At 43.7% G+C, this 12,320-nt stretch carries 11 protein-coding genes, 5 tRNA genes and 1 rRNA gene; all 17 read right to left on the bottom strand.

Annotated elements, in window-relative coordinates:
- Positions 1-10 precede the first annotated feature (10 nt).
- Entirely contained in the window at positions 11-4,084 is a 4,074-nt protein-coding gene (gene rpoB / locus KHS79_RS18930) for a DNA-directed RNA polymerase subunit beta (RefSeq protein ID WP_212721040.1), read from the bottom strand.
- A 237-nt stretch (positions 4,085-4,321) separates the two neighbouring features.
- Positions 4,322-4,696, bottom strand: coding sequence for a 50S ribosomal protein L7/L12 (rplL, locus tag KHS79_RS18935; RefSeq protein WP_027709428.1), 375 nt, complete (start codon positions 4,694-4,696; stop codon positions 4,322-4,324).
- A 63-nt stretch (positions 4,697-4,759) separates the two neighbouring features.
- Positions 4,760-5,290, bottom strand: a complete 531-nt coding sequence (gene rplJ / locus KHS79_RS18940) for a 50S ribosomal protein L10 (protein WP_027709429.1) — start codon at positions 5,288-5,290, stop codon at positions 4,760-4,762.
- Positions 5,291-5,501: 211 nt separating this feature from the next.
- On the bottom strand, positions 5,502-6,197 hold the full coding sequence (gene rplA / locus KHS79_RS18945) for a 50S ribosomal protein L1 (protein WP_027709430.1): 696 nt from the start codon (positions 6,195-6,197) through the stop codon (positions 5,502-5,504).
- Positions 6,198-6,629, bottom strand: coding sequence for a 50S ribosomal protein L11 (gene rplK, locus KHS79_RS18950; RefSeq protein ID WP_027709431.1), 432 nt, complete (start codon positions 6,627-6,629; stop codon positions 6,198-6,200).
- Between the two features lie 111 nt (positions 6,630-6,740).
- Entirely contained in the window at positions 6,741-7,274 is a 534-nt protein-coding gene (gene nusG / locus KHS79_RS18955; protein WP_027709432.1) for a transcription termination/antitermination protein NusG, read from the bottom strand.
- 6 nt (positions 7,275-7,280) lie between these two features.
- A complete protein-coding gene (gene secE / locus KHS79_RS18960) occupies positions 7,281-7,679 on the bottom strand; it encodes a preprotein translocase subunit SecE (RefSeq protein ID WP_027709433.1) in 399 nt (132 codons plus the stop codon).
- Between the two features lie 39 nt (positions 7,680-7,718).
- Positions 7,719-7,794: transfer RNA gene (locus tag KHS79_RS18965), tRNA-Trp, on the bottom strand.
- Between the two features lie 57 nt (positions 7,795-7,851).
- A complete protein-coding gene (gene tuf / locus KHS79_RS18970) occupies positions 7,852-9,045 on the bottom strand; it encodes an elongation factor Tu (RefSeq protein ID WP_094788829.1) in 1,194 nt (397 codons plus the stop codon).
- Between the two features lie 77 nt (positions 9,046-9,122).
- Positions 9,123-9,198 (bottom strand) — tRNA-Thr (locus KHS79_RS18975).
- A 13-nt stretch (positions 9,199-9,211) separates the two neighbouring features.
- Positions 9,212-9,286: transfer RNA gene (locus KHS79_RS18980), tRNA-Gly, on the bottom strand.
- Between the two features lie 33 nt (positions 9,287-9,319).
- Positions 9,320-9,403 (bottom strand) — tRNA-Tyr (locus KHS79_RS18985).
- 26 nt (positions 9,404-9,429) lie between these two features.
- Positions 9,430-9,505: transfer RNA gene (locus KHS79_RS18990), tRNA-Thr, on the bottom strand.
- Positions 9,506-9,529: 24 nt separating this feature from the next.
- Positions 9,530-10,249, bottom strand: a complete 720-nt coding sequence (locus KHS79_RS18995; RefSeq protein ID WP_027710290.1) for an SPOR domain-containing protein — start codon at positions 10,247-10,249, stop codon at positions 9,530-9,532.
- A 2-nt stretch (positions 10,250-10,251) separates the two neighbouring features.
- A complete protein-coding gene (locus KHS79_RS19000) occupies positions 10,252-10,986 on the bottom strand; it encodes a type III pantothenate kinase (protein WP_212721041.1) in 735 nt (244 codons plus the stop codon).
- A complete protein-coding gene (birA, locus tag KHS79_RS19005; protein ID WP_094788831.1) occupies positions 10,979-11,962 on the bottom strand; it encodes a bifunctional biotin--[acetyl-CoA-carboxylase] ligase/biotin operon repressor BirA in 984 nt (327 codons plus the stop codon). The genes KHS79_RS19000 and birA overlap by 8 nt, the downstream gene beginning before the upstream one ends.
- A gap of 233 nt (positions 11,963-12,195) precedes the next feature.
- Positions 12,196-12,311, bottom strand: a 5S ribosomal RNA gene (rrf, locus tag KHS79_RS19010).
- Between the last annotated feature and the right edge of the window lie 9 nt (positions 12,312-12,320).

Consider the following 12,320-nt stretch of genomic DNA (forward strand, 5'->3'; position numbering starts at 1 on the left):
CCAGCTAACGTTATTCGCTTTCCAGTTCGATATCGATGCCCAATGAACGGATTTCTTTAATCAGTACATTGAACGACTCAGGCATACCCGCTTCCATTCGATGGTCACCATCAACGATGTTTTTATACATCTTCGTTCTACCAGTTACGTCATCTGACTTAACGGTAAGCATTTCTTGAAGCGTATAAGCAGCACCGTATGCCTCTAGCGCCCAGACCTCCATCTCTCCGAAACGCTGACCACCAAACTGCGCCTTACCACCCAATGGTTGCTGTGTAACAAGGCTGTAAGAACCTGTTGAACGAGCATGCATCTTGTCATCAACCAAGTGATTCAGCTTCAACATATACATGTAACCAACGGTTACTGGGCGATCAAAGCGGTCTCCTGTCCGCCCATCAGACAATGTCATTTGTCCGGATTCAGGCATATCAGCCAGTCGGAGTAACGCCTTAATTTCTTTCTCTTTCGCACCATCAAATACTGGAGTTGCCATTGGTACACCTTTTTCAAGGTTCTTAGCTAGCTCAATGACTTCTTCATCCGTTAATGAGTTGAGATCCTCATAACGGCCTTCTCCAGTTCCATTGTAAATTTGCCCCAGAAACTCACGGATTTCCGCAATGGAGCGTTGCGCTTCCATCATACGGTTAATTTTCTCTCCGAGTCCTTTTGCTGCTAGGCCAAGGTGTGTTTCCAGAATCTGTCCTACGTTCATACGCGAAGGTACGCCCAGAGGGTTAAGTACGATGTCAACGGGTGTACCATTTTCATCGTAAGGCATATCTTCTACAGGCATGATTACAGAGATAACCCCTTTGTTACCATGGCGTCCAGCCATTTTGTCACCAGGCTGTATACGGCGTTTTATTGCTAAGTAGACCTTAACAATTTTCAGTACACCTGGTGCAAGGTCATCACCGCTTTGCAGCTTTTTCTTTTTATCTTCAAAGCGTTGATCAAGCTGCTCGCGACGCTCTTGCAACTGTTTTTGGGCTGCTTCAAGTTGCTCATTAAGTGCATCATCAGCCATGCGCAACTTAAACCAGTTCTTGTGTTCAAGCCCACCAAGGTAATCGCCAGATATGACATCACCTTTTGTCAAGTTTGGACCACCTTCAGCGGCTTGCCCAACCAATGCTTCACGTAACCGCTCAAAGGTAGCTTGCTCAACAATACGAAACTCTTCATTCAAGTCTTTGCGAACTTCATCCAGTTGAGCCTTTTCAATAGAAATAGCCCGCTGGTCTTTTTCGACACCATCACGGGTAAAGACTTGAACATCAATAACAGTGCCTTTAACGCTGGTAGGCACTCGCAAAGATGTATCTTTTACATCAGATGCTTTCTCACCAAAGATTGCACGCAGTAGCTTTTCTTCAGGCGTTAGCTGAGTTTCACCTTTAGGTGTCACTTTACCAACAAGAATATCACCACTACCTACTTCAGCACCGACATAGACAATGCCTGACTCATCAAGCTTAGAGAGAGCACCTTCACCGACATTAGGAATATCAGAAGTAATCTCTTCTGGACCTAATTTTGTGTCACGGGCAACACAAGTCAGCTCTTGAATATGAATGGTAGTAAAACGATCTTCCTGAACTACACGCTCAGAAATAAGGATGGAGTCCTCAAAGTTATAGCCATTCCAAGGCATAAAGGCGACTCGCATATTCTGACCTAGTGCCAGCTCACCCATATCGACTGAAGGCCCATCAGCTAGAACGTCACCACGATTGACAACATCCCCCGTTTTCACCAAAGGTTTCTGATTAATACAGGTATTTTGGTTGGAGCGGGTATACTTCGTCAGATTATAAATTTCAACACCAGCCTCACCAGTGATGATTTCATCCTGGTTAACGCGAATTACAATCCGTCCCGCATCAACCGACTCAATCACACCACCCCGACGCGCAATCACACAAACACCAGAGTCACTGGCAACATTGCGCTCCATTCCAGTACCAACCAACGGCTTTTCAGCACACAAAGTAGGTACAGCCTGACGCTGCATGTTTGATCCCATTAACGCTCGGTTAGCATCGTCATGCTCTAAGAATGGAATCAAAGAAGCCGCTGCTGATACTACCTGGCGAGGAGAAACGTCCATATAGTTAACGTTTTCAGGTGGCATCAAGGTAAATTCATTACGATGCCTTACATTAACAAGGGCATCAGTCAGGCGCATTTCTTCATCAACTTCAGCATTCGCCTGAGCAATGACATACTCACCTTCTTCGATGGCTGACAAATATTCAATTTCATCAGTAACAATACCATCGACAACTTTCCGGTAAGGGCTCTCAAGGAAACCATAGGCATTGGTCCGCGCATAGGTTGCCAATGAGTTGATCAAACCGATGTTTGGACCTTCAGGTGTTTCAATAGGACATACACGCCCGTAGTGAGTTGGGTGTACGTCACGCACCTCAAACCCAGCACGCTCCCGGGTAAGACCACCTGGACCTAATGCAGATACCCGGCGCTTATGTGTAACTTCTGATAAGGGGTTATTTTGGTCCATAAACTGGGACAACTGGCTAGAACCAAAAAACTCTTTAATAGCTGCAGCAACAGGTTTTGCGTTAATTAAATCCTGAGGCATTAAGCCCTCTGATTCGGCCATACTTAAGCGCTCTTTCACCGCACGCTCAACCCGAACCAAACCAACACGGAACTGATTCTCAGCCATCTCGCCTACACTTCGAATACGGCGGTTACCTAGATGATCAATATCATCCACTTCACCTTTACCATTTCGAATCGAGACCAATAACCTCATGACATCAATAATGTCATTGTTATCAAGAACACCAGGACCTTCATCAACACCACGACCTAAGCGGCGGTTGAATTTCATCCGACCCACAGCAGACAGGTCATAACGTTCTGCAGTGAAAAAGAGATTCTCGAAAAGCGCTTCTGCTGCTTCTTTGGTAGGAGGCTCACCAGGACGCATCATTCGATAAATTTCAACCAGTGCTTCAATCTGGCTGTTTGTGCTATCCGCTTTGAGTGTATCTGAAATATAAGGGCCACTATCAAGCTCATTAATGTAAAGAACATCAACAACCTTGACATTGTTATTGACTACTTTCTCAATAATATCCGCAGTAATTTCTATATTACATGGCGCAATAATTTCACCTGTAGCGGGGTTGACCAAGTCTTTAGCGATGACTTTGCCAATTAAAAATTCTAGTGGTGCTTCAAGGTGCTTTATATTTGCTTTTTGCAGCTGACGGATATGTTTTGCAGTAATACGTCGACCACTTTCAACTATAACATTACCTTCAGTATCTTTAATGTCGAAGGTAGCAGCCTCACCACGAAGACGATCAGCTATCAACTCAAATGTAATACCCTGCTCTGACATTTGAAACGTTGAAGTTTCAAAAAACATATCCAAAATTTGCTCAGCGGTATAGCCAAGTGCGCGTAGCAAAATGGTCGCAGGTAACTTACGACGACGGTCTATACGAACATACAGCAGGTCTTTAGGATCAAACTCAAAATCAAGCCATGAACCACGGTAAGGAATAACCCTGGCAGAATAGAGATATTTTCCAGAGGAGTGTGTTTTACCTTTATCATGGTCAAAAAAGACGCCTGGAGAACGGTGTAGCTGAGAAACAATAACTCGCTCAGTACCATTAATTACAAACGTACCGTTATCCGTCATTAATGGGATTTCTCCCATATAGACTTCTTGTTCTTTAATATCTTTTATTGCTTTGTTAGCTGAATCTTTATCATAAATAATCAGTCTAACTTTTACTCTTAAAGGTACTGCATAGGTAATACCTCTAAGCTGACACTCTTTAACATCAAATGCCGGCTCTCCCAGTTTATAACTGACGTATTCCAATGCAGCGTTGCCAGAATAACTGACAATTGGAAAAACTGATTTGAACGCGGCATGCAAGCCATAGTCTTTGCGGCTTTCCCTTTCTCCTGACTGCAAAAATTTGCGATAAGAATCCAACTGGATTGCCAGGAGATAGGGAATATCCATTACATGCGGCAGCTTGCCGAAATCCTTGCGGATACGTTTTTTCTCAGTAAACGAGTATGCCATTAGCGTTCCCCAGCTTGGTCACCTGCTAATCATTGCGGCCTAACAAGCATTATTAGCGCCACGGTGTTGATCAAGAACAAGGTATTGCTCTTATAATAAATACCCGGTGCGGTATATAACCTGCCCTAAATGGACCATCAATTTTTCATATTACAACGGAAAAAGGCCGGTGCCCGGAGGCACCAGCCATAAGCACTAATTAATATTAGGCTTGCTTTGGTGCAAAATCCTACGAAATTACTTAACTTCCACAGTAGCACCAGCTTCTTCCAGCTCTTTCTTAGCTGCTTCAGCTTCATCTTTAGATACACCTTCCTTCAATGGAGAAGGCGCACCGTCAACTAGTGCTTTAGCTTCTTTCAGGCCAAGACCAGTCAAGCCACGTACTACTTTGATTACGTTAACTTTCTTGTCGCCAGCACCAGTCAGAATTACATCAAATTCAGTCTTTTCTTCTGCAGCTTCAGCAGCTGGACCACCAGCAACCATAGCAACAGGTGCAGCAGCAGCAGAAACACCAAATTTTTCTTCCATTGCTTCAACAAGCTCAACAACTTCCATTACGCTCATTTCAGCAATTGCATTCAAAATATCGTCTTTAGACAGAGCCATGACTCTTATCTCCTATAAACTGTGTAAAAACTTTTACTACGTAAGCGATAAACCAACAATATATTAAGCAGCTTCTTGCTTCTGATCGCGGACAGCTGCGATAACGCGAGTTACGCGTGTTGGGATATCGTTTAAAGCACGTGCCAGCTTGGTCACAGGTGCAATTGTTACGCGAGCCAGCATAGCCAATGCTTCTTCGCGAGTTGGCATCTTCGCCAACACATCAATTTGATCTGCACCTAATAGCTTGCCACCAATGGACAGCGCTTTTACTTCCAACTGTTTGTTTTCTTTAGCAAAATCTTTGATCAAACGTGCTGCTGCACCTGGATCTTCTTTAGAGAATGCTAAAATAGTTGGTCCAGTCAGAGCCTCTGTTAAACACTCAAACTCAGTACCAACAACCGCGCGACGTACAAGCGTATTACGCACGACACGAAGATAAACATTACCTTCACGTGCCTGCTTGCGCAGCGCAGTTAACTGACTAACAGTAAGACCACGATAGTCAGCAATCACAGCGGATAAAGCGCTTCCGGCAGCCTCGTTGACCTCAGCGACAATCGCTTTCTTGTCTTCGAGTCTTAATGCCATCGGCTTTACTCCTGGGTATAACCGTAATGTGGTTTAAAACCACCAAGATACATAAGCATCTCATGGAATATACGGTGAAGGGCTCTAGATAAGAGGTCTAGAAACAACACCATCTACGTAGGAAGATTAAGTCAGCATAAATGCGACACCTACGGTCTTTGACGGCCCCTGCCTCACTGAAAAGAGCTGGCAAGAGCCCCAAAGTTGGGTATTAGATGTTCAGTGATGCCATATCAATAGCTATGCCTGGCCCCATAGTTGTGGACAGGGTAACTTTGCGCATATAAACACCTTTTGAAGATGAAGGCTTAGCCTTTTTAAGGTCTGCCAACAAAGCTTCAATATTTTGCTTAACAGCTTCTGGTGCAAAACCAACTTTACCAACACCACAGTGAATGATGCCGTTTTTGTCAGTCCGGTAACGCACCTGTCCAGCCTTAGCATTTTTAACAGCTTCTGCAACATTAGGTGTTACAGTGCCAACTTTTGGGTTGGGCATCAAACCACGAGGCCCAAGGATCTGACCTAATTGGCCAACAACGCGCATTGCATCAGGAGAAGCAATAACAACGTCGAAGTTAAGATTTCCAGCTTTAATTTCTTCAGCTAGATCTTCCATACCAATAAGATCAGCACCAGCTTCTTTCGCAGCATCAGCGTTTGCACCCTGAGTAAATACCGCCACACGAACGTCTTTACCAGTTCCATTAGGAAGTACAGTGGAGCCACGAACAACCTGATCTGATTTACGAGGGTCAACACCTAAGTTAACCGCAACGTCATAAGATTCGCAAAATTTTACTGTAGAAATTTCAGCCAGTAATTTTGCAGCATCTTCAATAGGATATGCTTTATTGGCTTCAACTTTTTCTGCGATCAGTTTTAGTCGCTTAGTCATTTTAGCCATTTACACACCCTCCACATTTAAGCCCATACTACGAGCACTTCCAGCAATAGTACGCACAGCAGCGTCTAAATCTGCAGCCGTTAAATCAGGCTCTTTCTGCTTGGCAATATCTTCCAATTGCTGACGAGTTACAGTGCCTACTTTTTCAGTATTAGGACGGCTACTACCTTTTTTCAGCTTAAGTGCTTTTCTCAGTAGAACAGACGCAGGAGGGGTTTTAGTTTCAAAAGTAAAACTACGATCACTATACACAGTGATAACTACAGGCGTAGGCAATCCAGGTTCCATGCCTTGCGTTTTAGCATTAAAGGCTTTACAGAACTCCATGATATTTACACCCTGCTGACCTAGTGCAGGACCAACGGGTGGACTTGGGTTTGCTTGACCTGCAGGAATTTGCAGTTTTACATATGCTTGGACTTTTTTAGCCATTACACTACCTCAATTGGGTTAAACGCCTTTCGGCTCCCCTGTTTGAACAGCTTCTACAGACGTAACAACCCCTCACCACAAAAGCAATGAGGGGAAGCAATAATAATTCTATTAGCCTTTTTCTACTTGGCTAAACTCTAATTCAACTGGTGTAGATCGACCAAAAATCAATACAGCAACTTGCAAACGGTTCTTTTCGTAATTAACTTCTTCAACTACGCCATTAAAGTCACTAAATGGGCCGTCAATAACACGAACAACTTCACCAGGCTCAAACAATGTTTTAGGTTTAGGCTTATCAGAGCCATCTTGTACTCGGCGAAGAATAGCGTCAGCTTCACGCTTGGTGATAGGCGCAGGTTTATCTGCTGTTCCACCTATAAAGCCCATCACTCGTGGTGTATCCTTAATCATATGCCAAGTGTCGTCATTCATTTCCATTTCTACTAATACGTAGCCAGGAAAGAATTTACGTTCACTTTTTCGCTTTTGCCCACCACGAATTTCTACGACTTCTTCAGTTGGTACTAAAACCTCACCAAACTGATCTTGCATATCATGCAGCTCAATACGCTCTTTAATCGAGCGCATCACCTGCTTTTCAAAGCCGGAATAAGCATGAACCACATACCAACGCTTCGCCATGTTATGTTATCCAATCAAACTATTTACTATCCAGCTTAGCAAGGAGTCAAGACCCCACAAAAATAGCCCTACCAATAAAACAGCAGCAACTACAATAAGTGTCGTTTGTGTGGTTTCTTGACGGGTTGGCCAAACTACTTTTCTTATTTCGGCCTTCGCATCTTTTAACAATGTCCAGAAGCGGCTGCCTTTTTCAGTGCTAAACGCAACGAAACCTGCAAATAGAGCGAGCACTAATAAGCCCAAAACCCTATACAACAGGAATTGTTCATAATATTTAGCAAAGTAGTGATTGCCGTAGACGCCAACTCCGACAATAATAACAACCAGACACCACTTCAGACCATCCAACGTCTTAGCAGAACCGGACTGATTGCTGTTATCGCTTTCAGCTTTGGAACTCATAGAAGTAAGCGCCTCATCAAGCTTGCGGGAAACTTTAAATGGCAGGCCAGGAGGGAGTCGAACCCCCAACCCCCGGTTTTGGAGACCGGTGCTCTACCAATTGAACTACTGGCCTGTATCTGTAGGGCAGAGCCGCACATTATGCAGCTCATACCATTCTTTGTAAAGTGGTTTACTCGATAATCTTAGCAACAACACCCGCACCAACAGTACGGCCACCTTCACGGATCGCAAAGCGTAGACCATCTTCCATCGCAATCGGTGCAATCAATGTCACTTTCATTTGCACGTTGTCACCAGGCATTACCATCTCAACGCCTTCTGGCAACTCACATGCACCTGTTACGTCAGTGGTACGGAAGTAAAACTGTGGGCGATAGCCTTTGAAGAATGGAGTATGACGTCCACCTTCTTCTTTACTTAGTACGTAAACTTCTGACTCGAACTTAGTGTGTGGCGTAATAGAGCCTGGGATAGCCAATACTTGACCACGCTCAACGTCATCACGCTTAGTACCGCGCAACAAGGCACCAACGTTCTCACCTGCACGACCTTCGTCAAGCAGCTTACGGAACATTTCTACACCTGTTACTGTGGTCTTGGTAGTGTCACGCAGGCCAATGATTTCTACTTCGTCACCCACTTTAACAATACCACGCTCAACACGGCCTGTTACCACAGTACCACGACCAGAAATTGAGAATACGTCCTCGATTGGCATCAAGAAAGGCTGATCAATGGCACGCTCTGGCTGTGGGATGTACTCATCCAATGTTTCTACCAGTTTAACCACTGCAGAAACACCCATTTCGTTGTCATCTTTACCTTCTAACGCCATTAACGCTGAACCAGTAATGATTGGCGTGTCGTCTCCTGGGAACTCATATTCGTTCAACAGCTCACGCACTTCCATTTCAACCAGCTCTAATAACTCTTCATCGTCAACCATGTCTGCTTTGTTCAGGAATACGACGATGTAAGGAACACCTACCTGACGAGACAACAGGATGTGCTCACGCGTCTGAGGCATGGGGCCGTCTGCAGCAGAACAAACCAGGATAGCTCCGTCCATTTGCGCAGCACCGGTGATCATGTTTTTAACATAGTCGGCGTGACCTGGGCAGTCTACGTGTGCATAGTGGCGGTTTGGAGAATCATACTCAACGTGTGCTGTTGAGATAGTGATACCACGCTCACGCTCTTCGGGCGCATTATCGATTTGATCGAACGCTTTAACTTCACCACCCCACGTTTCCGCGCATACGCGAGTCAGGGCTGCTGTCAATGTAGTTTTACCGTGGTCAACGTGGCCAATAGTACCCACGTTAACGTGCGGCTTATTACGCTCAAACTTAGCTTTAGCCATCGAGACCATCTCCTACCAGACGAAGATCTTCAACACAAATAAGGGTAGAACCATGTTCCACCCTCTTCATTCAAAACTGGAGCTCATAACCGGATTTGAACCGGTGACCTCTTCCTTACCAAGGAAGTGCTCTACCGACTGAGCTATATGAGCAACCTGAAAAATATGGAGCGGGCGGCGGGAATCGAACCCGCATCATCAGCTTGGAAGGCTGAGGTAATAGCCATTATACGACGCCCGCACATTACCACTTAAACAATCATAGTGAAAAATTTGGTGGTGGGGGAAGGATTTGAACCTTCGAAGCTCGCGCGTCAGATTTACAGTCTGATCCCTTTGACCACTCGGGAACCCCACCAAAAGAGGAGCGATTAAATTAAGGCTTGGTGCCGGCACTAGGAGTCGAACCCAGGACCTACTGATTACAAGTCAGTTGCTCTACCAACTGAGCTATACCGGCTCTCCCTCAATCGCGGGCGCAATTCTAAGGGATATTTATATAAGATGCAATGGGTTTACAACGATTTCTTCTTTTTTCTATGTAATGATATTTTTTTGCGATCTCAACCCAGATTTGATCACCCACTAAATCAGCTTGGTCAGGCGCAAAAATCAGCCAAATTTCATCTTTAAAGCGCTCTACTCGCTTAACTTTTACGTTATAGCCTGCTTGAGCAATTGTCTTTTGCAACTTATCAGCTGAGGTTTTTTTGGTGAATAAGCCCAGTGAGACGCCATTTTTCAATTCACCATCATTAATAATGTAACTATCAATATTTTGTTTTTGTAATTCTTTCAATTTTCGTAGCGCGTATTTTCTTGAGGGTTGTGGAGGAATATAAACCCAATAATCAGGCTCAGTCTCAATGTGCTGTTTTTCAACATCAGGCTGCACACCAAGCGCAAAAAAACGCTGCTGAACTTCTTTAAAGGGAGCAATTTCTGTAAAAGGACCTAGTCCTATGCAAAACCGCTCTGGTTCATGAGGTGTTTTTTGAGGAACCGCAACCGCTTTACTATTCTGCTCTAACTTTTCAAGCCCTGCTGGATTCACTTCAGTTAATAACTGAATTCCTTCACCTTCAGAAATACTTTCAGTTACCTCAGGTTCAGTTTGAACAGGACTGCTATGATTTCCTTGATACCAAAAATACCCATACAAAAAACCATTTGCTAATAATAGGGTTAAAAAAATCCAGCGCATTCTTAGTCCTGTTTACTAAAAGCCAGTGTAAGACCCTCAAATATTAAATCTTGCTTAATTTCCGCATCAATAAGTGATAATGCTTTAACATATTCAGCATCTCCTCCTGCAAAAATGACTCTATCAATTTGCAAGCTTTGATCCGCAATTAAGGATTTCAACATACTCACGACAAGCCTTCGAATACCATTATTGACAGCCTGAGTTGTTGACTGTCCTAATGTCATATCATTCAACCCATTACTGGTAAACCTCACTTGTCCAGTATTTTCAGTTAATGACTCATGCAATAATCGGAAGCCAGGAATAATATACCCTCCCAAGTGCTCACCCTTTTTATCCACAACATCCACTGTAATTGCCGTACCAAGGCTAACCAATAGTCTAACCTCACTAGGATACCAGGCATGGCTAGCGAGCATAGCTAACCAGCGATCAACGCCTAGCTTAGTTTCATCTCTATATGCGACTTTGAGTCCAGCAAATTCTTTTTTTACTTTTGCAACTCTCACCTTGCAGCAACATTCTTTATTAATTATCTCAATAAATTTCTTCTTACGCTCTTCACTCCAAACACACGCTAGTTGTATTTCATCAATATTTTCTGCTTTCTCTAACAGATAGCTAATAAATGCATCTTCAGAGTTAAAAGTATCTAGGCAAGTAACCTGCCCAGTTTCTAAAACCCTCAATTTTATGCGTGAGTTGCCCGCATCAAGCTGCCATATATTAGCCATAGGAATCTGTTCTTCTGCGCAAAGAAACTTCACCACCTTTATATACCACTATACCTTCCGCAGTAAGCACCTTTATCCCTCCAGACACATCAACTCCTTTTGCAATCCCAGGAACATATTGATGCCCATGAATGATGTTTACCGGTTCATCAAAAAATGCATCATAACTTTGCCAGTCACTCTGAAAATGAGTAAAGCCTTCGCGTTGAAATGTAGAGAGGACTTTACTTAGCTCTCTTATTAAAACAGCAGCAAGTTTATTTCGGCTGATTTTCCTAGAGGTATATTGACTAACCGCAGCAACAGACTGGTTAATTTTTTTTTCTACTTCATTATTAGTTGGCAAATCTATATTTATACCAACCCCAATAATAACCTGACACTCTCCAGCAGGATCACCCATCACTTCGAGCAAAATGCCTGCAGCTTTTTTTCCTCCTAAGAGCACATCATTTGGCCACTTGAGAGTTAGCTGCTGAACACCTAGTTGTTCAAGCCCTTTTACAACAGCCAGCCCCACCGCCAGACTTAACCCCTCCAGTCCAGCAATGCCATTGTAAAATGTCCATAATGTCGAAAAGTACAAATTATTTCCTAGGGGGCTTATCCACGTTCTTCCTTGCCTGCCACGCCCCACACTTTGGTGCTCAGTAAAGCAAAAATAGTTCTTTTTAATCCCTGAGCGTGCTTTACTCATAGCCACATCATTTGATGAAGGAATCGTGACAAAAAAATCCATCTCTAAAGTCTCAGCAAAATCTGAGCTTAACTCTTTAGTAATTTTTTGCTTCTCAAGTAGTTCAACCCCTTTTTGTACTCTATACCCTTTACCAGGAATAGAGTCTAAACGTAGCCCCAAAGACTGCAGGCTTTTCAGCTTCTTCCATACAGCAGCGCGGGTCACCCCTAAGCTTTTTCCTAAAGCCTCACCAGAGTGAAATTTGCCATCACTTAATATTTCTAAAAGAGCCTTCATGTCACAAGTCTAAATAGAGAGGGAATATATAAAGGAAAGTGTACAAGAATAAGTGAGGAAAGAGTTATAAGGCAACAAAAGACAAATAAAGATGAGAAGAGTAAAGATAAAATCCAAGGTAAAGAGAGCACTAGCAAAAATTTATCTTTACAAAGCAGCGAGAGTTCAAAAAATCAAGCCTCAAGTCAGAAAGCAAAAAGCCCTGGCACGGTGTACCAGGGCTTCCAATATGCGCTTGACGATGTCCTACTCTCACATGGCGAAACGCCACACTACCATCGGCGCTGAGCAGTTTCACTTCTGAGTTCGGGATGGAATCAGGTGGTGCCCACTCGCTATCGTCGTCAAGCATAAACCT

This window comes from Zooshikella ganghwensis (genome assembly GCF_018263875.1).
GTDB lineage: Bacteria > Pseudomonadota > Gammaproteobacteria > Pseudomonadales > Zooshikellaceae > Zooshikella > Zooshikella ganghwensis.